This window comes from Pontixanthobacter aestiaquae (genome assembly GCF_009827455.1).
Taxonomy (GTDB): Bacteria; Pseudomonadota; Alphaproteobacteria; order Sphingomonadales; family Sphingomonadaceae; genus Pontixanthobacter; species Pontixanthobacter aestiaquae.
Genome location: NZ_WTYZ01000001.1, coordinates 1,373,386 through 1,395,968, shown reverse-complemented (window position 1 = coordinate 1,395,968; position 22,583 = coordinate 1,373,386). Strand labels below are relative to the sequence as shown.

Below are 22,583 nucleotides of genomic sequence, written 5' to 3'. Positions count from 1 at the left end.
AGCAAACCTTATGGACCATTTCCAACTTCGTGACGGCGTATTGCACGCCGAGGATATCCCGCTGACCCGCATCGCGGAGGAAGTCGGCACACCCGTCTATGTCTATTCGCGCGCAACGCTGGTGCGCCATGCCCGCGTATTCCGCGAGGCGCTAAGCGGCGTCAAAGATCCGCATATCGCCTTTGCTGTGAAGTCCAATCCCAACCTCGCCGTGCTGAAAGTGCTCAGCCGCGAAGGCTACGGCGCTGATGTGGTTTCAGGCGGCGAGCTGGTGCGCGCGCTTGAGGCCGATATGGCGCCGAAAAACATCGTGTTTTCAGGCGTTGGAAAAACCGATGCAGAACTGCTGCAAGGGCTTGAGGCCGATATCGGGCAGTTCAACATCGAGTCTCAGGAGGAAGGCCGTGAACTGGCTGCTATTGCGGCGGCGCATGGCAAAATCGCGCGCTGCGCTCTGCGGGTCAATCCCGATGTCGATGCCCGCACGCATGAGAAGATCTCTACCGGCAAGGCGGAGAACAAGTTCGGCGTGCCAATCCACCGCGCTGTCGAGATTTACGCTACGTTGGCCGCCCTACCCGGCCTCGATATGCGCGGCATTGCGGTGCATATCGGCAGCCAGCTTTCGACGCTGGAACCGCTCGAAACAGCGTTTGGCAAAGTCGGTGAACTTATCGCGGAACTCAGGGCGCAAGGTGAGACAGTCACGCATGCCGATCTCGGCGGCGGATTGGGTGTGCCGTACAAAGCGGGTGAAGTCCTGCCCTCACCTGCTGAATATGGCGCGATGGTCGCGCGGGTGACGAAGGATTGGGACGTTGCGTTGTCTTTCGAACCGGGCCGGGTGATCGCAGGCAATGCGGGCATTCTTTTGACACGGGTTATCCGCGTGAAACGCAGTTCCAACGCCAGTCCTTTTGTCGTGGTCGATGCGGCGATGAACGATCTCGCGCGCCCGGCAATGTACGGCGCATGGCACGATATCGAAGCTGTTAAACCGAGCGGCGCGAAAAGCGTTTCGCACATCGTCGGCCCGATCTGTGAAACCGGCGATACCTTCGCCATGAACCGCGAAATGGACACATTGGAATCGGGCGACCTAGCCGTATTCCGCACCGCTGGTGCGTATGGCGCAACGATGGCCTCCAGCTACAACAGCCGCGGCTTTGTCGCTGAAGTTCTGGTAGATGGCGACAAATATGCCGTCGTCGCCGACCGTCTCGCCGCCGCCGCGATTATGGACGCAGAGCGCGTTCCCGACTGGCTATGATCCGCTCTTTGCCTCTGCTCCACCGCATCGCTGGCAAGAAAGTAGTCGTGATCGGCGACGGCGAGATGGGCGAAGCCAAGACACGTCTGGTCGAACGCGCTGGCGGTATTCCCTGCGGAGAGCCCGAAGCACATCAGGCGAAACTCGCATTTATCGCATTGGAAGATGAGAAAGCCGCGCGGGCGGCGGCCAAGCGGCTCGGTGACAAAGGCCTGCTGGTCAATGTCGCCGACATGCCCGAACTGTGCGAATTCACCACACCCAGCATTCTCGACCGTGATCCGGTGCTGGTGGCGATGGGAACGTCCGGCGCATCGGCAGGCCTCGCCAAGCAACTGCGCCTGCGGTTCGAGAAACTGCTTCCGCAATCACTAGGCACGCTCGCTGCAAAGCTTGAACAAAGCCGCGATGCAATGCGGGCGCGCTTTCCCAATGGATCGGACCGGCGCAATGCTTTGGATGCTGCATTGGCTGAAGGCGGTTTGCTTGACCCGCTTGATCCCCAGGCGGCCGAACGCGTGGACGATTGGCTGACCGGCTCGGAGCAAGCCGTTGCATCACAAACAATCGAAATTCAGCTCGCCAGCGATGATCCCGACGATCTCACTCTCAAGCAGGCGCGGTTGCTCGGGACTGTCGATACATTGCTGCATGACCCAAAGGTACCTGCTGCCATTCTGGATCGCTCTCGCGCGGACGCTCTGCGCCGCGAGCTGCCGTTTGATGGTGATACTCCGGAAGGCCTCACGATCATCTTGCGGATGGCGTGAAAAGGATCAAACCGAATAGCTCGCCTCTTTCCCGACCTCGGCGAAATAGCGGGCCATCGCGTCCGCAGCCCTGTCGCTCAGCGCGATGAAAGCGCGGCGCTTATCAGTCTCATCCTCGACCCGGTCGAGCAGCCCCGCATCGACCATCTGGCTGATCCAGCGCAGCGCCGTTGTGGGCGGAACACCGGAGGCGATGCACAGCGACGTGACCGAAACGCGCATATGCTCTGCGCGGGCCGCCGTCAGGTCAAGCAGGATATCCCACGCCGGATCAGCGAACAAATCCTTGTCAAAAAACCGCGCGCGCAATTGCCGCTGGCGGATTATCCGGCGCACTAGACGCGGGTCGGGCATCGCCGGGCGTGGTTTACGCACGAGCCGGTCCGATCCGTCTTCCGCCTCCTCGCCACCATATTCATTCAATGGGGATTCAAAGCGAAACGCGCCGCCAACTTCCGATTGTCCTTTCACGCCGAGCCTTTCCAGCCGCTCGGCAATCTGGCCAACCTGTTCGGTCAGCCGGATCAAAGACAGCCGGTCTTCATCGGAAAGGTCGCGCAACCGCATATTCGGCATTTTGGCCAGAACGCGGCCCAGTGCAATTACGCGCTCCCCCCTACCCGGATCGACCAGCAATTGCGGATTGGACTGATCGAGACAGCCAAACACATCATCCAGCGCATCAACCGACGTCGAGACAATCAAATGCGCACCGCTATTCGCCGCTCGTGCATCAAGCCGCGCAATCGCAGCAAGCCGGCGTCCATTGATCACCGGACAATCCAGCACCACAACTTCGCCTAATGGCCGCGCTGCTCCGCCAAGCAAATCCGCAACATCGCCCACCTGTCCAAGACGCAATCCGGCCGCGCAGGCATCATCGGCAATCGTATCGCGAATATGCGCGCGGTCGGCAAAGATTGAAACCGCCACCGGCACACCGGCTGCATCATTAGCGGCATCGCGCACGACCTCGGTGGGGTGATACTGAAAATCTGCCTGTGCCATGTTCCGACTCCTGAAGGATTAGAACATATTGGGAACAAACTATCGCCGGGTCAAGGGCGTTTCTCTATGGGCATGCCATTCGGAACCGCATCCCACAGTTCTTTGATATCTTCATGGAAGACCGCGATACAGCCATCGGTCCAGTCCCGCTGAGTTTGCCCCTTGGCCATCCTCTTCGTTTGGAACAAGACCGTCTGGCATTGAGGTCGGCTGGCAAGCTGCGAGCGGCACAAGCGCCGCCAGAACCAAAGCACCTCGCATAGCCATCAATCAACAAACGGGGCCATCAATCGACGAACGGATCTTTCATCAGGATCGTATCGTCACGCTCGGGGCTAGTCGAAACCAGCGCAACGGGCGTTTCGATCAATTCCTGTACCCGCTGGATATATTTGATCGCGTTGGCAGGAAGATCGGCATAGCTGCGTGCGCCAGCGGTGCTTTCGCTCCAGCCTTCCATTTCCTCGTAGATCGGCTCGACCTCGGCCTGATCGGCGGCATGTGACGGGAAATAATCCATGATCTTCCCACGCAGCCGGTATCCGGTGCAGATTTTGACTGTTTCAAACCCGTCGAGCACATCCACTTTGGTAAGCGCAATACCCGTGACACCGCTGATCGCGCAGCTTTGGCGGACGAGTACCGCATCGAACCAGCCGCAGCGCCGCTGCCGGCCTGTGACAGTGCCAAATTCATGGCCGCGCTCGCCCAAGCGCTGTCCGTCCGCATCGTCCAGCTCGGTCGGAAACGGACCGCTTCCGACGCGTGTGGTGTATGCTTTCACGATACCCAGCACAAAGCCAGTCGAGTTCGGACCGAGGCCCGATCCGCTCGCGGCAGTACCGCTGACCGTGTTGGAGCTGGTGACGAAGGGATAGGTGCCGTGATCGACATCGAGCAGCACACCCTGCGCACCTTCGAACAGGATCTTCGCCCCGGCTTTGCGAACTTTCTTCAAGCGCTTCCAAACCGGCTGAGCATATTGCAGAACGAAATCGGCAATTTCGGTCAGATCCTTGAGCAGACGATCGCGGTCAACCGGCGGCTCATCAAAACCAGCTCGCAGCGCATCATGATGCGCGCACAGACGGTCCAATTGCGGTCCCATCTTGTCCAGATGCGCCAGATCGCACACACGGATTGCGCGGCGGCCGACTTTGTCTTCATAGGCTGGGCCGATTCCGCGACCGGTGGTACCGATTTTGCCAGTGCCAGCGGCCGTTTCACGCAGACCGTCCAGATCGCGGTGGATCGGAAGGATCAGCGGACAATTGTCGGCAATCGCGAAATTGTCGTCCGTAATGGTGACACCTTGCGATTCCAGCTTCTCGATCTCACTCTTGAGTGCCCAGGGGTCGAGCACAACGCCATTGCCGATAATGGACAGCGTCCCCGAGACGATACCGCTCGGCAGCAGGCTCAGCTTGAACACATTGCCGTCAATGACCAGCGTATGCCCGGCATTGTGGCCACCCTGAAAACGGACGACAGCATCGGCACGGCTGGCGAGCCAATCGACAATCTTGCCTTTGCCTTCATCGCCCCATTGGGCACCAATCACAGTTACGTTAGCCAATCCGACTATCCTTCAAAAAAACCGGCCCAAAAACCCGATGCGCCGTAGACTACGCCCGGAAAGCGGGCAACAGCCTGAATGTTCGATAATGTGCAAGTTGATGAAACACATCCTGTAGAGCACTCGACAAAACAATCCATAGGCGGCCAAAACAACAAAAGGCCGCACACGGAGTGCCGCCTTTAGATGAATAATGAAATAGCGCGTTAGCTGCGTGTAGGAAAGCGGGTTCACACCCGTCATCGCGACACTACGCGACAATCTGCGACTGGACTTTTTGGCGTATGGTAAGGCACCATATTGCCGCGTCACATCAGGAGGGCACATATGCGCGGAATCTGGATTAGCGGAGCAGTGCTGGCAGGCATGCTTGTGGCAGGCGTAGCCCACGCACAACAGCGGCTGCCGCGCGAGTGCAGGCAGGAAATAGTCCAGCTTTGCGGTTCCGATCGCAGCAAGATACGCAGTTGCCTCCGTGAAAAACGCAGTGAACTCAGCGAAACATGCGCCAGCGAACTGCGCGAGCGGATGCAGCAGCGGCGTGCTGGCAATCGTGCTGTGCCGACACGTATGGCGCCGCAAAAGTTCGATCTTGTGACGTTTGGCGATGATCCGCGGCAAGCTATCGATTTCTACCGGCCCATGGCATCGGCGGGCACCACAGACGCGCCTCCTGCGCTTATCCTGTTCGTCCATGGCGGCGGATGGCAGATGGGCGACCGCGCGCGTGCCAACCATGCCAAGCCTTCGCATTTCCAGCAGACGGGATATGCCTATGCGTCGACCGGATACCGGTTGGTACCTAATGTTAAAGTAGAGGATCAGGCCGCAGATATCGCAGCAGCCGTCGCTAAGCTGCGCGCTGATGCGCCGGAACTTGGCTTCGACCCGAACCGGATCATCCTGATGGGCCATAGTGCAGGCGCGCACCTGGCCGCGCTGGTTGCGACCGACCCGACCTATCTCGGCGATGATCTGGCCGCTATCAAAGGCGTAATCCTGCTCGATGGGGCTGGCTACGATGCTGTGAGCACTTTGGAGACCGCCGGACCACTAACGAAGCGGATTTACGAGCCAGCCTTCAGCGCCGACCCCGCGCGACAGGCTGCCCTGTCGCCAGCGACCTATGTGGGCGCTCCCGATGTCTCGGACTGGCTGATCCTGCACGTAGCGGATCGTGCCAGAGCGAAGGCACAATCGGAAATGTTCGCGGCGAAACTGCGCAAGGCCGGAGCCAATGCCGAGGCGGTGGCGATCCCAAATACCGATCACCGCCGGATGAATACCGAACTTGGCACCGACAATTTGGCAACGGAAAAGGTGGACGCGTTTATTGCGCAGTTGACCGAGTAGTCAGCCGAGCTTCGTCGGCTCCACGCCGTCAAGCGTATGGGTACAGCCGATTGCCACCGGATCACCATCGGTTTCGCCAAGCGCGGCAACAGTCCGCCATCCCTCGGCGCGCAGCTTGGTGGCGGCCACTGTGTCGTGGCCAAAGGGAAGGAACAACGTGTGGCGTTCCCCGCCTTCATCCAATGCATCGATCAAGCGGTCGATATAGAGCGAAAAACCGGTCGCAGCTTCGTCGCTGCCACAGATTGTGTAGGTCCCCCCCCGGCCCAACGCCCCTCGAACGCCTTCGGCGTAGATCGTGAAACCGAACCAGCTTTGATATTCGAAGCCGTGGCGTTCGGTTGGGTCGAGAGTAATTCGAGCCTTGTCAGATACACGTGCAGCGATAGCTTTGAGACCGTCTATCCGTGATGTGAGCGCCCCGCCTGCATCGATGGCAGCGAGCTGTTCGATAGCCTTTTCGAAATCGCCGGTCGCATAAAGCAGCGGCAAATAGGATTCACCGCCAGCCTGCTTGAGGCCGCCCGCATCTTTGGTGTCGAGTTCGCGGCGTACCGCAGCCATTTGACTGTCATTGAGCGGCATCGCCTTCACAGCCAGAACGTCGACGAGATCGGGCAGCGTGAAATCGACCGAGATGCCGGTTGCTCCGGCGGCTTCAAGCGCTTCAATCGCCAACGCGACCAATTCGCCCGCTGCCGCAACGCTATCATTACCGATCAGCTCGGCGCCTAACTGCAAGCGCTGGCGCGCGGGATCGAGTTGATCGGAGGTAATCGTGGCGACTTCACCCGCATAACACAGCCGCAATGGACGCGCAGCGCCCGCGAGCGATGTCGCGGCAATGCGCCCGACCTGCACCGTCATATCAGACCGCAATGCCATTGTGCGGAGGCTGACCGGATCGACAAAGCGGAACATCTTGCGCGGCTGAATCCCGTCCATCCGCTCCGCCATCGATTTCTCGAACTCGACCAGCGGCGGACGCACACGATCATAGCCATGACTGTCCATCGCCCCCAACACTGCGCGCATTGCATGGGTCGCAATCGCGGCTTCGCGCGGGAGGCGGTCGGATAGCCCTACGGGCAGCAGATCATCGGTGTTCGTGGTCATGGTAACGCCCCTTACCTACTTCGTCATTCCCGCGAAAGCGGGAACCCAGTGTGGCTGCGCCGGTCAGATTTATTCTGGGTCCCCGCTTTCGCGGGGATGACGACGATTTGCAACTTGGTCTTAAAACGCCAGCGGTGTCACAACCTTCACACCCTCGAGCGCGCAGGCTTGATCGACGACTTCTTGCGGGATCGGCTGATCGACAGACAGCAGCAACACCGCCTCACCCCCGCCTTCCCGGCGACCAAGGTTGAAGTTACCGATATTGATGCCGTTCTCACCCAGAAGCGAACCGATCCGGCCAATGAAGCCCGGCGCATCCTCGTTGACGATGTAGAGCATGTGGCCCTGCAAATCGGCTTCGATGCCTATGCCGAAAATATTGACAAGACGCGGCGCTTCGCTGCCGAACAAAGTACCCGCGACGGAGCGATTGCCCTGCTCGGTTTCCACCGTCACCCGCAACAGGGTATTGTAATACCCTTCCTTCTCGTTGCGGATTTCGCGCACTTCCATGCCGCGTTCCTTGGCGAGATAAGGCGCGTTCACCATGTTCACGCTGTCCGAATAGCGGCGCATGAAACCGGCCAGAACGGCACCAGTGATCGGTTTGCCATTGAGGTCAGCAGCTGCGCCTTCGCGTTCGATACTGATTTTGGTCAGATTGCCATGCGCAAGTTGCCCGACCAGCGAACCCAGGTTCTCTGCCAGTGCCATATATGGCCTCAACTTGGGCGCTTCTTCCGCGCTGAGGCTGGGCATATTGAGCGCATTGGTGACGCCGCCATTGACGAGATAGTCTGACAATTGCTCGGCCACTTGCAGCGCGACATTGACCTGCGCTTCGGTGGTCGATGCGCCGAGGTGCGGCGTGCAAATGAAGTTGGCTTTGCCGAAAAGCGGGCTTTCGGTGGCAGGCTCGGTCTCGAACACGTCGAGCGCTGCGCCAGCAACATGACCGCTTTCCAGCAGATCAGCGAGAGCCGCCTCATCGATCAAACCGCCGCGCGCGCAATTGACAATGCGCACGCCCGGTTTTGTCTTTTCCAGGTTCTCACGGCTCAGAATATTCCGCGTCTGGTCGGTCAGCGGGGTGTGCAATGTGATAAAGTCCGCCCGGGCCAGCAAACCGTCCAAATCAACCTTCTCGACGCCGATTTCAATCGCGCGATCCTCGGTCAGGAATGGATCGAAAGCGATCACTTTCATCTTCAAGCCCAGCGCACGGCTGGCAACGATTGAACCGATATTACCGGCACCGATCAAGCCCAGCGTTTTGCCGGTGATCTCGATGCCCATGAAGTCCTTCTTGGGCCATTCACCCGCTTGCGTGCGCGTATTTGCTTGCGGAATTTGACGGGCAAGCGCCATCACCATTGCAATGGCATGCTCTGCGGTCGTGATCGAATTACCGAATGGCGTGTTCATCACGACCACGCCCTTCCCGCTGGCATAGGGGATATCGACATTGTCGACCCCGATGCCTGCGCGGCCGATCACTTTCAGATTGGTCGCGGCGTCGAGCACTTCCTGCGTGACTTTGGTCGAAGAGCGGATGGCGAGGCCATCATACTCGCCGATACGGGCAATCAGTTCTTCAGGCGTTTCGCCGGTGATTACGTCTACATCGCAGCCGCGCTCTTCAAAAATACGCGCGGCATTCGGGTCCATCTTGTCGGAGATGAGAACTTTGGGTTTGGTCATTTGAAAATACCTCAAACATCGTCATCCCCGCGGAAGCGGGAACCCAGGGCGGTAAAGTATGAGCTCTATACTCTGGGTCCCCGCTTCCGCGGGTATGACGGGAAATTTATTGGGATTGAAGCTCTGCGTAAGCCCATTCGATCCACGGAAGAAGGCGGCGCAAATCCTCTTCCTCAATTGTACCGCCGCACCAGATGCGCAGGCTTGGCGGCGCATCGCGGTAGCCGTTGAAGTCGTAGCCTACGTCCAGTTCATCGAGCTTCGCTGCGATTTTCTTAGGAACCGCCGCCTGATCTTCCGGCGACAAGCTGTCGTAATATTCGCCCTGGAGAACGAAACACACGCCAGTATTGGTGCGCTGTTCCGGATCGGAAACCATATTGCGAAGCCATGGCGTCGCTTCGATCCAGTCAGTCACGATCTTCGCATTGGCATCGGCGCGGTCGAACATCGCCTGACGTCCGCCGAGCGATTTCGCCCATTCGAGAGCAAGGATGTAATCCTCAGTCGCCAGCAGGCTGGGCGTGTTGATCGTCGCACCTTCAAAAATTGCGCGATTGATTTTGTCGCCTTTTTTGAGGCGAAACAGCTTCGGCAGAGGCCATTCGGGATCGTAGCTTTCGATCCGCGCAACCGCCTTGGGGCTGAGGATCAGCATCCCGTGCTGCGCCTCCGAGCCCATCACTTTCTGCCAGCTAAAAGTCGTGGCATCGAGCTTCGCCCAATCCATCTCCTGAGCAAAAATCGCGCTGGTCGCATCGTTGATGGTGATGCCTTCGCGGTCATCCGCGAGCCAGTCGGTGTTCTTGATCTTCGCGCCTGATGTTGTGCCATTCCATGTGAAGACAACATCATTGTCCTGCGGAATGCTCGCCAGATCGGGGATTTCGCCGTAATCGGCGTCGAGGACTGTCAGGTCTTTCAGCTTCAGTTGCTTGACTGCGTCCTGAATCCACACATTGCCGAAGCTTTCCCACGCCGCGACGGTCGCGGGGCGGGCGCCCAGCATCGTCCACATCGCGCATTCGAGAGCGCCGGTATCCGAACCCGGCATGATGCCGACGAGGTAATCATCGGGCACGCCCAATAATTCGCGAGTCAGGTCGATGGCATATTTCAGCCGCGCCTTGCCGACGGCAGAACGGTGCGAACGCCCGAGAGCTTTGGTTTCAAGATTGCTCGCCGACCAGCCTTTGAATTTGGCAGTTGGTCCAGACGAAAAGAAAGGACGCTCTGGCTTCAGCGCCGGCATAGACGGGCGCGCAGGCGCGCCCTGGTGGGTTACGTCAGTCATGTATTCTCTCCTTACAGAGAGCTCGCGCGGCGTTGGGACCGCGTGGCCCAAGTGGCGCAGTAATGTTGCGTCGCACCATGTCAAGCGGTTACTGTTTGTTTTAGCCCCTCAGTCGCCGGAGTCTTTTGTTTGTTTAGCCTCAAGCGCCGGCGGTCGCATCCGCTCACTTGGCTATCCTCGCTTTCGCTCCCGGACGGTCGCTCCGCTGCGGGCGGGCCGCTTGGCCCTATGGCTGCCGCGACCAAAAACACGTACGAGAGATAGCTGGCTTGGAATGGTCCGGTTCGCGACCAGCGGACCGCAAGGCCACCTGCACGGCAGCCCGAGCTTATGCGAGGAAGCAAGCGAGGCGGATGCCTCGCGCCCGCAGGACCAAACAAACAAAACACTCCACTCTCGCCAAACGCACCGCAGGCCTATAAAGCGCTCCCGATGCAGACGTCAGACCTTCGTATCGCCCTGTTTAGCGGCAATTATAACTATGTCCGTGATGGCGCGAATCAGGCCCTGAACCGGCTGGTCGAGTATTTGCTGCGGCAAGGCGCGAAAGTGCGCGTTTATGCGCCTACCATCGACGAACCGGCCTTTGAACCACAAGGCGATCTGGTCAGCCTGCCATCGGTCGCGATTCCCGGACGGAGCGAGTTCCGCTTCCCGCTTGGCCTGCCTGATGCGGTCAAGAACGATATCGAAGCGTTCAATCCAAACATCCTGCATGTGTCTTCGCCCGACGTCTCGGCGCACCGCGCCGTTAGTTGGGCACGCGACAAACACTTGCCAATCCTAGCGTCGGTCCACACGCGGTTTGAAACCTATCCGCGCTATTACGGGCTCGGCTTTACCGAACCATGGCTGGAGGCGATGCTCCGCCGCTTTTACCAACGCTGCGACGGGTTGGTCGCGCCGTCGGAAAGCCAGATCGAAACTTTGCGCGAACAGGAAATGCATCACGATATCAGCATCTGGTCACGCGGCGTGGACCGGACGATATTCGCGTCCGAGAAACGCGACCTTGCATGGCGCCGTTCGCTCGGTATCGAAGACGACGATGTCGCGATCGTGTTCCTTGGCCGGTTGGTGATGGAGAAAGGGCTCGACATTTTTGCCGAGACCATTGTTCAACTGCGCAAACGCCAGATCCCGCACAAGGTGCTGGTCATCGGCGAAGGCCCGGCGCAGAAATGGTTCGAAAAGGCTCTACCAGGCGGTATCTTTGCAGGGTTCCAGACGGGCCCTGATCTAGGCCGCGCGCTGGCCAGTGGTGATATCTTTTTCAACCCGTCGATCACCGAAACGTTCGGCAATGTGACATTGGAAGCGATGGCGTGTGGCCTACCCGTGGTGGCAGCCGGCGCGACCGGCGCGGCAAGTCTGGTTCTGGATGGGGAAACCGGCACGCTGGTCCCGCCAACAGGCGCTGAAGCCTTTGCAGAAGCGCTTGCCCGCTATTGCACCGACGACGGCCTACGCGCGCAGCAAGGCGCCGCGGGTGAAAAACGCAGCCTCGAATATAGCTGGGACGCGATCAACCAAGCGGTGGCCGATACCTATATCCGCCTGATCGAAGCTCGTCAGAAATAAGCGTTAGCGAAGAACGCCCGCTGCCGACATTCGGCGAGCGTAATATGCCAGCCCCAGCGTTACAATCCAGATTATTGCTGCGAAAACCATCTGGCCTGGTCCGGCCAATTGTTCAGGCATGGCTCCGCCAAACTGGTATATCGTAGTGAACAGCAGGCCTACCAACGCGATTGCATAGGCATAAAAAGCAAACCGGCTCCGCAACAAAAGCAGCAGCGATCCAGCCACAGCGCCCCATACACCCAATGCCCAGCTAGCGCTGGCCCAAGCAGGGAAACTGTCAATATAGGCGAGCATCTGATCGACTGTGATGTCGTAGCCGCCAATCATCGATTCAATATAATCGCGATTGCGAAGTTGGGATTGCAGATAGTCGTTCGCGCCAAACCCGTTGAACAAAAGTGTGATCCCGCCAATGATCCAAAGGTGCCACGGCGCTTTGCCGGTGTTTTCCGCTGAACTTCCCATAGTGATGTTCCCCTCCACCAATTCGATGGAGGGGAAATAGCACCAGATCGCAGTTGCGCCAAATGCGACTCGGTGAGTGGCTAACTAAAGCCGTTCGATCCGCTTGGCGGCATCGTCTATAATATCGACCATCTCTTCGATATCGGCTGCATCAAATCCGCCGGTGCGATATTTGTTTTTGAGCACACCAGCGAGGTTGCCCATCGCCCGGAACAGTTCAGGCGCGCGGTTGCGTTCTTCATTGCCCGACATTGCGGTCAGCTTCTCGACGATTTTGGCGACTTCATTCTCACGGTCGGCCAGCTCTTCCTTGCCCGATTGCGTGATCTCGAAGGCTTTCTTGGCCTCGTCACCCTTTTTCGGCTTCGCTTCTGTGATCACACCTTCATCCGCCAGCATTTGCAGCGTTGGATAGACTGCACCCGGGCTGGGCTCGTAGGCCCCGCCGGTCATTTCGCCGATGGCCTTGATCAGCTCATACCCATGGCGCGGTTCGGCGCCGATCAGCATTAAAAGTGTCAGGCGAAGCTCGCCAGTACCGAACATCCGGCGTTTGCGGCGATGGCCGCGACCACCGCCACCGAACTGGCCTCCGCTTCCAAAGGCTCGGCCGAAATCGCCACCCCAATTGCCCCAACTGCCGGAAGCGAACATGGCCTCAATCGGGAACCCGCGGCGACGCATCTTTCTCATCTTGTGAACTCTCATATCAGCATTCCTCTCAATATAGCTAAGATAGCTCTAAGATATATCTTAATGACAATCTGACAAGTGGCTGATGCAATCCTTCGGCAAAGCGCCTATCTGATCCGACGAATGACTGACCTGTTTGCCGATGACATCCCGCCACTGCCTGCGCGCGACCAGCCGAGAGAGGATTCGCCGTTGGCTGATCGGCTACGCCCGCGCGCATTGGATGAAGTTGTCGGGCAGGATCATCTGACCGGCGCAGACGGCGCAATCGGCCGGATGGTCGCAGCGGGCAAACTATCCTCGATGATCTTGTGGGGTCCGCCGGGCACCGGAAAGACCACTACGGCACGCCTGCTGGCCGATGCAGTGGGTATGCGGTTTGAAGCGATCAGCGCAGTATTCTCTGGCGTCGCTGACCTCAAGAAAGCCTTCACCGCAGCCGACAAAGCCGCCGATGCGGGACAACGCACACTGCTATTCGTGGACGAAATTCACCGCTTCAACCGGGCACAGCAAGATGGCTTTCTGCCCTTTGTCGAGCGCGGCACAGTGACGCTGGTTGGCGCGACAACCGAGAACCCCAGCTTTGCGCTGAACGCCGCGCTCCTTAGCCGCGCACAAGTCCTCATCCTGCAACGGCTCGATCAGGATGCACTGTTTACACTTCTGTCCCGCGCAGAGGAACTAGAGGGCACCCTCCCTCTCACAGGCGAAGCCAAAGACGCATTGGTCGCATCAGCCGATGGTGACGGGCGCTTCCTGCTCAACCAGGCGGAAACGTTATACGCCGCCAATATTCGCGAGCCGCTTGATCCGGCTGGCCTTGGCAAATTCCTCCAGCGCCGCGTTGCCGTCTATGACAAGGATCGTGACGGACATTACAATCTTATCAGCGCGCTGCACAAAAGCCTGCGCGGATCAGACCCGCAGGCCGCGCTTTACTACATGGCGCGGATGCTGACGGCAGGCGAAGAGCCGCTTTACGTCCTGCGCCGACTGGTGCGCTTTGCCAGCGAGGATATCGGCCTCGCCGATCCGCAGGCACTCACCCAATGTCTTGCAGCCAAAGATGCCTATGAATTTCTGGGGAGTCCGGAGGGCGAGCTGGCGATTGTGCAGGCCTGCCTCTATCTAGCGACCGCGCCGAAATCGAACGCCGCCTACGCCGCGCAAAAGGCTTCGTTCAAAGCCGCCAAGGAAACCGGCAGTCTGATGCCGCCACAAAACATCCTCAACGCGCCGACCAAATTGATGAAGGATATCGGCTACGGCAAGGATTACGCGTACGATCACAACGCCGAAGACGGCTTCTCCGGGGACAATTACTGGCCGGAGGAAATGGAACCGCAGACCTATTACGAACCGGTCGAGCGCGGCTTTGAACGTAAAGTGCGCGAGCGGATGGAATGGTGGGACCGCAAGCGGCAGGAACTGCGCGGCGAATGAAGCCGCGGCGTTTCGACTATTTCTGTGCGATAGACTGGTCGGGTGCCACCGGGCCGCGGCAAAAGGGCATTGCCGTTGCCCTTTGCGCAATCGACGGCGGCGCGCCCGCTTTGGTACAGCGCGACACGGCGTGGTCGCGCGAAGAAGTGCTCGGCATCCTCCGCGATGATCTTCCTGCCGATACGCTGGTGGGAATGGATCTGGGCATATCTTTGCCCTGGGCCGACTGCGGCGCGTTCTTTCCCGGCTGGGTCGATAGTCCCGATAACGCAAAGGAACTTTGGGCTTTGATTGACCACATCTGTACCGATGACCCGAATCTCGAAGCGAGCAGTTTCGTCGATCATCCGGAGTTATCGCACTTCTTCCGCCGCCATGGTGGCCGCGAAGGCGACCGCTTCCACACGCCTGACGCGCCCGACAAACGCGGCCGTCTCCGCGTGACCGAACGTGCGCAACAGGCGATGGGCTGCAAGCCCTACTCCAACTTCAACCTTGTCGGCGCGGCACAGGTGGGCAAATCCAGCCTCACCGGGATGCGGATGCTGCACAAATTGAACGGCGCACTCCCCGTCTGGCCAATCGATCCGCTGCCGGGGACCGGCTCGGTCATCGTCGAAATCTACACCGGCCTTGCAGCTATAGCTGCAGGTCGCTCGGCCAGTCGCAGCAAGATACGCGACTGTGGTGAACTCAACGCAGCATTGGCAGCGCTCGATTCGCCATCAACTGCATCGCATGGCCCGATTGATGACCACAGTTCGGACGCGATCCTCACCGCAGCGTGGCTCCGTAAAGTAGCCGAAAACCGCGATTTGTGGTCACCGAAGGGCCTCTCATCTGAAATTGCTGCAACTGAGGGCTGGACCTTCGGCGCATTTTAAGTCAAAGGGCGCGCCGCACGTCACATGATCGTGCAGATGATGGGCCGGTTTAGCTCAGTTGGTAGAGCAGTTGATTTGTAATCATCAGGCCGCGCGTTCGAATCGTGCAACCGGCACCATCCATTTTTCCTGTTTGTTTTGCCTCAAGCGCCGGCGGTCGCATCCACTCCCTTAGGCGTCCGCACTAACCGCGCGTCGCGCGGTCGCGCTCTGGCTGCCGCAACGAAGGTTCGGGGCCTCTCTTGCAAGAATGTTGCTTTTCGGACATCCCAGCGGCTCGGTGAATCGGAGCGTGTGATGTCAGATTTCAAAGTGAGCTTCGGCTTTACCCAGACGGACAAAACGCCCGAACCGGGACCTCCGCCGGAACCAACCGGCCCTGCTCCAGACGACACAATCGAGTTTCTGTGTGATCCTGAATTGCTTGGCAAAATTCCGGCGCCGGAGCGCTCGATCCGGTCCGCGCCCGAATGGTTCAAGCGGCTCGACCGCGAAATGGGAATGAAAGATGCGAACGGGCTGCCCGGTTTGACCGTGAAGGCCTGTCTACCCGTCACCGACACATTCTCGCTTGGCTATATGATCCCGCTGCCGTTCGATGTGCAGCTGCATATTCCCGAGGACCGTGTGTCGATCCAGATGGGTTGGGCACCCGACGTACCGTTCCAGCCGATTGAACAGCATCACCCCGCCCAGATCGGTGCACCAGAGCCTCCGTTTGAAAGCACGATGCCGCTGAAATTTATCAATCCGTGGCGGATCAAGGTGCCTGACGGGTATTCAGTGCTATTCGCGCAGCCGCTGAGCCGTCCCGATCTACCCTTCACCTGTTTCACTGGGATGGTCGATTGTGACCGCTTCGATACGACAGTGAACATCCCCTTCGTGTGGACCGGCCCGACTGGCGAGCATCTCCTGCCCGCAGGCACGCCGATTGCGCAGTGTATACCGATCAAGCGCGATGCTCTGCTCAAGCAAACCACCGCGCGCGCCTCAACTCCGGAAGAACTGGCTGAACAGGCTGCGGCGAAGCAGCGCAAATATCACGAAGAGTCTACCTATGCCCGCGATTGGCGGGTTAAAAAGTGACCTTGCCCGCGGATCAGCCCCGTCCGCGATACCCCTGCACACCCTGATCGGGCACCCACAGTCCTTCCGGCGGCGCGCCGGTTTGCCAGAATACGTCAATCGGGATTCCGCCGCGCGGATACCAATAGCCACCGATGCGCAACCAGCGCGGCTTCATTTCCTCCGCCAGCCGCTGGCCAATGCCAACCGTTACATCCTCATGGAACCCGTTGTGATTGCGGAAACTGCCGAGGAACAGCTTAAGGCTCTTTGATTCCACAATCGTCTCGCCCGGCGCATAATCCAGCACCAGATGCGCAAAATCGGGCTGCCCGGTCACGGGGCATAAAGACGTAAATTCGGGTGCAGCGAACCGTGTCAAATATAGCGCTCCCGGACGCGGATTGGGCACGTAATCGAGCACCGCCTCCTCAGGTGATGCAGGAAGCGGCGTTTGCTGGCCTAGAAATTGCGGGCTGGAATCATTTGAAACTGTGTCACTCATGCCGCGCTGATGCCGTGATCGACGCTTTCGCACAAGTCACCTGTGGTATATCGCGAATTCAGTGACTATTCAGCGCCGCCCCCAATGAGTCTCCAATAAGTCCGGGGCTGGACAGCCTTAATCCGAACATGAAATTTAGAACTGCCGCCTCTCTGACAGCAATCGCGATTGCTATGCCCGTATCAGGTGCACCTGCTTCGGTGCCCGATTTCCGGCTGCCTACGCCTACCCCGACACCGACCGCGCAAGTCCAAGGTCCGGTCGATACCGAGGGTCCAGTTCCCATCGGGCCGCGGGTCATTCCGACGGCAACGCCCGCTCCTGCACCGACAGCAACACGGCCCGCTCCAAGTCCCGCTCCCAGATCGACGCCAACACCTGCACCAACGCGGCAGCCTACTGCGCGACCAGCACAAGCAGCAACACCGGCGGCGCAGCGCACCACAAGCGTGCCTGCCGCGACCTTGCCGACACCAGTGGCATCAGCCCCCTCACCTACCGCTACTCCAGCCAGCTCGGCACCGAGCGCCGCTGACCAATTGCAATTCGATCCTACGGCCGCTCTGCCGACCCCACCCGCGCCAGCCGAAGCCCAAAGCGCTCCCGGAGACGAAACAGCCACGAGCGGTATCGCCTTGTGGATGGCTGCTTTGGCAGCGTTGCTCATCGCTATCGGCGGATTGTTCGTATTCTGGCGTCAGCGCCAACCGGCAACGGCTGGCGTACCGGAAATCGAGCCGCCATCCAAATGGATCAGAACGACGACCGAGTCTGCCAATTTGCCTCCTCTTCCGCACTCACAACCGCCAGAACCGGAACCAGTAAGGAAACAGGCCGAACCCGCCGAAGCTCCGCTGGTTGCAGGTCTCGACACACCGGCAAGCACCAAGTCGACTTTGCAAATCAAGGCGCAGGCGCTGACCCTCAGCCGCAGTCTGATGAATGCCACGATTTCGTACCGGCTGGAGCTGATGAATCTCCAGAACCAGCCGTTGAGCGAGATTTCAATCAAGGCGGATATGGTCACAGCGCATGGCCGTGCCCCGGTGAGCGAGCAAGTTGCCGATACCCAAACCGAATTGGCCGAAACGGCATTTATCGCCGCGATTGAAGGCCGCGGGACGCATGAAGTCAAAGGCAGCTTCAGCCTGCCTGTCAACGCGATCCGTCCAATTACCCAGCGCGGTGCGACGCTCTATGTCCCGCTGCTACGCCTTCGCGTCGAGGCGCCCGAGGTCGAACCGATAATCTGCACTTTCGTTGTCGGCATCAAACCTCCCGAGCGCGGTGCCAAACTGCAACCTTTCCGGCTTGACGAAATGGCGCAGACCTACCGCAATATCGGGTTGCGCCTACTCGACTGATCGCAGCGACACCGCTAGTCAGACGGTATGGATATTCTGGTTTCAAGCGAATGGTTGTCCGATGCGTTCGGTGCAACCGACCTGGTCATTCTGGACGCGTCTGCGCATTTACCCGCAGCAGAACGCGATCCGGAGGCGGAATTCGCGCACGAGCATATCAAGAACGCCCGCTATCTCGGCCTGCCGACGCTGAAGGACCCGGACTCGCCCGTCCCAGCAGCACTGCCCACTGCAAAGCAGTTTTCAAAGCGCCTTAGCGAATTAGGCGTGGTCGCGACCGACCGCGTGGTGCTGTATGATGATAGCGCTCTGCGCACAGCCTGCCGCGCTTATTTCATTTTCAAGATCTTCGGGTTCGAAAATGTCGCGGTGCTCGATGGCGGCCTCGCCAAGTGGAAAGCCGAAGGCCTACCAACTCAAAGCGGCGCTGCGAAAATATCCTCTTCCGCCTATTCCGCAGCGCAGGATGACCGCACCAATGTGCGCAGCAAAGCCGATATGCTCGCCAATTGCGAAACTTGCGCAGAACAAGTGGTCGATGCGCGCGATGCAGGCCGCTTTACTGCAGAGATCGAGGATGCCGTCCACGGTCTTGCCGGTGGTCACATCCCTGGCGCACGCAATCTGCACTTTGCTCAATTGCTGCGCGATGACGGGACATTCAAAGACCCGGAAGAACTGCGAGCAGTGGTCGATGCATCAGGTCTCGATTGGGACCGCCCGATCACCGCAAGCTGCGGCAGCGGCGTGACCGCCTCTGTTGTGTTGTTCGCACTGGAATTGCTCGGCCACCCCGATACCGCGCTATATGATGGCAGCTGGGGCGAATGGGGCACCGACCCTGATACACCCAAGGAAACAGGGCCTGCGCAATGAGCGACAGCGATAACGACAAAGGCCTCGGCACACGCCTCGTTGGTGCTGGTCGCCGCCGCGAATGGACAGGCCCCGTTGTAAATCCGCCGGTTTGGCGCGCCAGCACGCATTTCTACGAAGATTGCGCAGATTTGAAAGCCGGTCATCCCAATGAGGACGGCCAATTTCACTACGGTACACGCGGAGCGCCGACCCAATGGGCTTTGGCCGATGCGCTGACCGAGTTGGAGCCCGGCGCATTCGGGACGATGCTGTATCCTAGCGGACTGGCTGCATTGTCACATTCGCTGCTGGCGGTCCTGAAGCATGGCGATGTCCTGTTGATGACCGACAACGCCTATGATCCCAGCCGCGCACTCGCAAATACGGTTCTGAAGAATATGGGCGTAGAGACGCGCTTCTTCGATCCGCTCGATCTGGACGGCTATGCGGAACTGTTTTGTGAGCGGACCAAGGCAGTGCTGCTCGAAAGCCCCGGCAGCCTGACTATAGAAGTGTGCGACATCCCTGCGCTGGCAGAGATTGCCCGCACAAATGGCGCAGTCAGCCTGATCGACAACACTTGGGCGAGCTCGCTTGGTTTTCCCGCGCTGGAGCATGGCTGCGATATATCGATTACTGCACTGACAAAACACGCCGGCGGTCATGCCGATGTGCTGATGGGCAGCGCCTCTGCGGGCGAGAAGCTGTATCGTAAACTGCGTATTTCCGCGCAGCGGCTTGGCACGGTCGTGTCACCCGATGATACGGCGCTGGTTTTGCGCGGTGTACGAACGATGGAGCTGCGGCTGCAACGGACCACCGAAAGTGCTCTTGTAATCGCAAAGTGGCTGCAAACCCGCACCGAAGTGTCGCGCGTTCTGTGCCCGATGCTGCCCGGAGCACCCGGTCACGATTTATGGAAGCGCGATTTCTCCGGCGGATGCGGATTGTTCAGCTTTACCCTCGCCAATGCCGACGCTGAAGCCCGCGCGCGATTGGTCGATTCGCTAAAACTGTTCGATATCGGCTATAGCTGGGGTGGGTATGAAAGCCTCGCCATTCCGTTCGATCCAGCCAAGAACCGGTCGGCATCCGCATGGCCACCCGCCGAATGGGGCACTGGCGAACATCTCGGCGTTCGGCTAGCGATTGGGCTGGAAGACCCCAAAGACCTGATTGCCGATCTGGAACTGGGCTTTGCCGTGATGGAGAATTCATGACGACCGCTACTGCAAACCTTCAGCCGACACCGGCAGCAACAGGCAGCGCAGACGCCCAGCCAACGCCTGTCCCACTGCGCGATCCTGAAACTGGCGAGCCGCTACTGAACGCAGATGGCGAACAATTGATGGGTATTCCCGCGCCGCAACCTGCACAAATGCTCGACCCCGAAACCGGTGAACCTCTGATTGATCCTGAAACCGGTGAACCCTTAAGCGCAGTACCTGACGTAGTAGCAGCGCCTGAACCGGAACCGACCGAGGCGGTAGGCGCGGCAGAGGATATCAAGGACACGGTCAGCGAACAGAGCGAAACGCTAGGCAGCATGGTCGACACGCTTGACGCCATGGCGGTCAGCGTCGGCAATATGCGGATCTCGCTGTGGGACGGGCTGGTCGTGATCGGGGTTATTTTCCTCGTCATTGCGCTGGCTTGGGGTGCGACCAGGCTTTGCGGCTCTTTGCTCAGGCGATTGACCAAGCTCGACAATACACAGAGGCTTTTGGCAGAAAAGCTCACCACCATTGCAATTTGGGGCGCGGCGTTTTTTCTCGGTATCGATCTACTTGGTATCGACCTGACGGCCCTGGCAGTATTCTCCGGCGCATTCGGCCTGGCAATCGGTTTCGGCCTGCAGAAAACTTTCGGTAATTTGATCGCGGGTATTATCCTGTTGATGGACAAGTCGATCAAACCTGGTGACGTTATCGCGGTCGCCGATCAGGCCGGCGCCACGACTTTCGGGCAGATCCGCAAAATCGGTATTCGCGCTGTGTCGATTACCACGCGCGATCAAAAGGAATATCTCATTCCAAACGAGAACCTGATGGTCAATCAGGTTGAGAACTGGTCATATTCGTCCAAAAACGTGCGCATGCAAATTCCCGTCGGGGTATCGTACCAATGCGATATCAAGCTGGCAGAGAAGTTGATGCTGGAAGCAGCCAAGGACTGCGACCGGGTGCTCAAATCGCCCCCACCCACATGCTGGCTGGACGGGTATGGTGACAGCTCGGTAGATTTCGTCATCCAGGTCTGGATTACCGACCCCGAGGGCGGCATCGGCAATATCAAATCGGAAGTTCTCAAACGGTTGTGGGACTTGTTTCAGGAAAGCGGTATCGAAATCCCCTTCCCGCAGCGCGACCTCAACATTCGCGGCAGCGCACAGATGGACCAGCTGGTTGCAGCCATTGCGCAGCGCGTAGATGACGGCGACAAGAAATAGTCCACGCGACGGCGCACAAAAGCTGAACTTCCTGATTGGTTACATCCGCTTTCAATAAGTTTCCTTCCTGCACTGACATCCATTCTAGCTGGCGATAGCCTAATGGTGGGTCCATTTCGGGCTGATGGAAAAAACAGGTACAGTCTATCTCGTCGGCGCGGGTCCGGGCGATCCGGAGCTGCTGACGCTGCGCGCGGCTCGGCTGCTGCAATCGGCATCGCTGATCGTTCATGACGGTCTGGTCGATCCGGCAATCCTCGCCATGGCGCGGCCCGATGCGACGCTTATTTCGGTTGCGAAAAAGCGCTCCAAACACACTCTTCCGCAGGATCAGATCAACGGTTTGCTGGTTCGTGAAGCCCGGGCTGGCCGTGATGTTGTTCGCCTCAAAGGCGGCGACCCGTTCGTGTTCGGGCGCGGCGGTGAGGAAATGGAAGATTGCTACGCCGCCGGTGTCCCGGTCGAAGTGGTACCCGGTATCAGCGCGGCCAATGGTGCAGCAGCAGCTGCACAGATTGCCCTTACCCATCGCGACAGCGCGAGCATCGTCAGTTTCGTTGCTGGACAGTGCAAAGGGCTGAAGGATCAGAACTGGGTTGGTCTAGCCGGTCCGAACCGTACGCTGGTGATCTATATGGGCGTCAAAACCGCTCCCCAGATCGCCGAGAAGCTGATGGAAGACGGGCTCACGCCCGACATGCCCGTGGCCATTATCGAGAACGCAGCGCGCCCTGAAATGCGGGTCCTGCGCGGACCGCTTGCTGCACTGCCCGATCTGGTCGAGCGCGAGGAGATCGTGAGCCCTGCGTTGATTGTAATCGGCGAAGTGACAGCGCGCGCCAATGAAGCCGTGGCTTACGTGGCGATGGAGGCCGCACGATGATTATCTTGACAGGCAATGACCTCAAAACAGGCGCGGTCGTGTGGTGGGATGGCGTCAGCTGGTCCGCGCATGTCGACAATGCCGTCGATGTCGGTGATCAAGCTGCCGAAATCATGGCGCGCGAAGAATCCGCCCGCCGCGTCAATGTTCCCTATTCCATCGAGGCAACCCAAGACGATAACGGTGTGCGCCCTGCGCACATAAAGGACCGCGTCCGCGCACTCGGCCCGACCGTCCGACCCGACCTGACCCTCAAACCGGCCGATCCCGATATCGGCGAGTGGGTAATTTAG

General features: G+C 59.0%; 23 protein-coding genes and 1 tRNA gene. 14 read left to right on the top strand and 10 right to left on the bottom strand.

Annotation, left to right across the window (positions count from 1 at the left end; all coding sequences use genetic code 11):
• Positions 1 to 10 precede the first annotated feature (10 nt).
• Together lysA and GRI35_RS06550 are read left to right on the top strand one after the other, a co-directional pair.
• Positions 11 to 1,270, top strand: coding sequence for a diaminopimelate decarboxylase (gene lysA, locus GRI35_RS06555; protein ID WP_160613416.1), 1,260 nt, complete (start codon positions 11 to 13; stop codon positions 1,268 to 1,270).
• Positions 1,267 to 2,040 (top strand): precorrin-2 dehydrogenase/sirohydrochlorin ferrochelatase family protein, encoded by a 774-nt coding sequence (locus tag GRI35_RS06550; RefSeq protein ID WP_160613415.1) that lies wholly within the window; start codon positions 1,267 to 1,269, stop codon positions 2,038 to 2,040. Before lysA ends, GRI35_RS06550 begins: the two co-directional genes overlap by 4 nt.
• 6 nt (positions 2,041 to 2,046) lie before the next feature.
• Here GRI35_RS06550 and GRI35_RS06545 read toward each other — a convergent pair whose 3' ends face one another.
• From GRI35_RS06545 to GRI35_RS06535, 3 genes are all read right to left on the bottom strand, one after another.
• Positions 2,047 to 3,048 (bottom strand): helix-turn-helix domain-containing protein, encoded by a 1,002-nt coding sequence (locus tag GRI35_RS06545; protein ID WP_160613414.1) that lies wholly within the window; start codon positions 3,046 to 3,048, stop codon positions 2,047 to 2,049.
• Positions 3,049 to 3,098: 50 nt separating this feature from the next.
• A complete protein-coding gene (locus GRI35_RS06540; protein ID WP_160613413.1) occupies positions 3,099 to 3,218 on the bottom strand; it encodes a L,D-transpeptidase family protein in 120 nt (39 codons plus the stop codon).
• 116 nt (positions 3,219 to 3,334) lie between these two features.
• Positions 3,335 to 4,624, bottom strand: coding sequence for an adenylosuccinate synthase (locus GRI35_RS06535; RefSeq protein WP_160613412.1), 1,290 nt, complete (start codon positions 4,622 to 4,624; stop codon positions 3,335 to 3,337).
• Positions 4,625 to 4,951: 327 nt separating this feature from the next.
• Between GRI35_RS06535 and GRI35_RS06530 the strand changes: the two genes are divergently transcribed.
• A complete protein-coding gene (locus GRI35_RS06530) occupies positions 4,952 to 5,977 on the top strand; it encodes an alpha/beta hydrolase (RefSeq protein ID WP_160613411.1) in 1,026 nt (341 codons plus the stop codon).
• Here the strand turns inward: GRI35_RS06530 and GRI35_RS06525 are convergent, their stop codons facing one another.
• The 3 genes from GRI35_RS06525 to GRI35_RS06515 form a co-directional block, all read right to left on the bottom strand.
• Positions 5,978 to 7,093, bottom strand: a complete 1,116-nt coding sequence (locus GRI35_RS06525) for an ATP phosphoribosyltransferase regulatory subunit (protein ID WP_160613410.1) — start codon at positions 7,091 to 7,093, stop codon at positions 5,978 to 5,980.
• 120 nt (positions 7,094 to 7,213) lie between these two features.
• Positions 7,214 to 8,797, bottom strand: coding sequence for a phosphoglycerate dehydrogenase (serA, locus tag GRI35_RS06520; RefSeq protein ID WP_160613409.1), 1,584 nt, complete (start codon positions 8,795 to 8,797; stop codon positions 7,214 to 7,216).
• Positions 8,798 to 8,903: 106 nt separating this feature from the next.
• Positions 8,904 to 10,091, bottom strand: a complete 1,188-nt coding sequence (locus GRI35_RS06515; RefSeq protein WP_202390524.1) for a phosphoserine transaminase — start codon at positions 10,089 to 10,091, stop codon at positions 8,904 to 8,906.
• A 432-nt stretch (positions 10,092 to 10,523) separates the two neighbouring features.
• Here GRI35_RS06515 and GRI35_RS06510 point away from each other — a divergent pair, with 432 nt between their 5' ends.
• Entirely contained in the window at positions 10,524 to 11,672 is a 1,149-nt protein-coding gene (locus GRI35_RS06510) for a glycosyltransferase family 4 protein (RefSeq protein WP_160613408.1), read from the top strand.
• A gap of 3 nt (positions 11,673 to 11,675) precedes the next feature.
• Here the strand turns inward: GRI35_RS06510 and GRI35_RS06505 are convergent, their stop codons facing one another.
• Together GRI35_RS06505 and GRI35_RS06500 are read right to left on the bottom strand one after the other, a co-directional pair.
• A complete protein-coding gene (locus tag GRI35_RS06505) occupies positions 11,676 to 12,140 on the bottom strand; it encodes a hypothetical protein (protein ID WP_160613407.1) in 465 nt (154 codons plus the stop codon).
• Between the two features lie 84 nt (positions 12,141 to 12,224).
• Positions 12,225 to 12,833, bottom strand: a complete 609-nt coding sequence (locus GRI35_RS06500) for a PadR family transcriptional regulator (RefSeq protein WP_235900153.1) — start codon at positions 12,831 to 12,833, stop codon at positions 12,225 to 12,227.
• A gap of 123 nt (positions 12,834 to 12,956) precedes the next feature.
• Between GRI35_RS06500 and GRI35_RS06495 the strand changes: the two genes are divergently transcribed.
• From GRI35_RS06495 to GRI35_RS06480, 4 genes are all read left to right on the top strand, one after another.
• Positions 12,957 to 14,279, top strand: coding sequence for a replication-associated recombination protein A (locus GRI35_RS06495; protein WP_160614791.1), 1,323 nt, complete (start codon positions 12,957 to 12,959; stop codon positions 14,277 to 14,279).
• A complete protein-coding gene (locus tag GRI35_RS06490; RefSeq protein ID WP_160613406.1) occupies positions 14,276 to 15,163 on the top strand; it encodes a hypothetical protein in 888 nt (295 codons plus the stop codon). The genes GRI35_RS06495 and GRI35_RS06490 overlap by 4 nt, the downstream gene beginning before the upstream one ends.
• 43 nt (positions 15,164 to 15,206) lie before the next feature.
• A tRNA-Thr gene (locus GRI35_RS06485) sits at positions 15,207 to 15,282 on the top strand.
• Between the two features lie 178 nt (positions 15,283 to 15,460).
• Entirely contained in the window at positions 15,461 to 16,252 is a 792-nt protein-coding gene (locus GRI35_RS06480; RefSeq protein ID WP_160613405.1) for a hypothetical protein, read from the top strand.
• Positions 16,253 to 16,265: 13 nt separating this feature from the next.
• On the opposite strand, the gene queF is transcribed toward GRI35_RS06480, so the two are convergent.
• Together queF and GRI35_RS13925 are read right to left on the bottom strand one after the other, a co-directional pair.
• Positions 16,266 to 16,736, bottom strand: a complete 471-nt coding sequence (gene queF / locus GRI35_RS06475) for a preQ(1) synthase (protein ID WP_160613404.1) — start codon at positions 16,734 to 16,736, stop codon at positions 16,266 to 16,268.
• A 58-nt stretch (positions 16,737 to 16,794) separates the two neighbouring features.
• On the bottom strand, positions 16,795 to 17,358 hold the full coding sequence (locus tag GRI35_RS13925; RefSeq protein WP_268894021.1) for a hypothetical protein: 564 nt from the start codon (positions 17,356 to 17,358) through the stop codon (positions 16,795 to 16,797).
• Positions 17,359 to 17,377: 19 nt separating this feature from the next.
• Between GRI35_RS13925 and GRI35_RS06465 the strand changes: the two genes are divergently transcribed.
• From GRI35_RS06465 to GRI35_RS06440, 6 genes are all read left to right on the top strand, one after another.
• A complete protein-coding gene (locus tag GRI35_RS06465) occupies positions 17,378 to 18,100 on the top strand; it encodes a hypothetical protein (protein WP_235900347.1) in 723 nt (240 codons plus the stop codon).
• Positions 18,101 to 18,127: 27 nt separating this feature from the next.
• The gene (locus GRI35_RS06460; protein WP_160613401.1) at positions 18,128 to 18,976 is read left to right on the top strand and encodes a sulfurtransferase; all 849 of its coding nucleotides are present in this window, start codon (positions 18,128 to 18,130) and stop codon (positions 18,974 to 18,976) included.
• Positions 18,973 to 20,178, top strand: a complete 1,206-nt coding sequence (metC, locus tag GRI35_RS06455; protein WP_160613400.1) for a cystathionine beta-lyase — start codon at positions 18,973 to 18,975, stop codon at positions 20,176 to 20,178. The genes GRI35_RS06460 and metC overlap by 4 nt, the downstream gene beginning before the upstream one ends.
• Positions 20,175 to 21,407: a mechanosensitive ion channel family protein gene (locus tag GRI35_RS06450; RefSeq protein WP_235900152.1), complete on the top strand. Its 1,233-nt coding sequence runs from the start codon at positions 20,175 to 20,177 to the stop codon at positions 21,405 to 21,407. The genes metC and GRI35_RS06450 overlap by 4 nt, the downstream gene beginning before the upstream one ends.
• Before the next feature lie 124 nt (positions 21,408 to 21,531).
• Positions 21,532 to 22,290 (top strand): uroporphyrinogen-III C-methyltransferase, encoded by a 759-nt coding sequence (cobA, locus tag GRI35_RS06445; protein ID WP_160613399.1) that lies wholly within the window; start codon positions 21,532 to 21,534, stop codon positions 22,288 to 22,290.
• A complete protein-coding gene (locus GRI35_RS06440; RefSeq protein ID WP_160613398.1) occupies positions 22,287 to 22,583 on the top strand; it encodes a DUF2849 domain-containing protein in 297 nt (98 codons plus the stop codon). The genes cobA and GRI35_RS06440 overlap by 4 nt, the downstream gene beginning before the upstream one ends.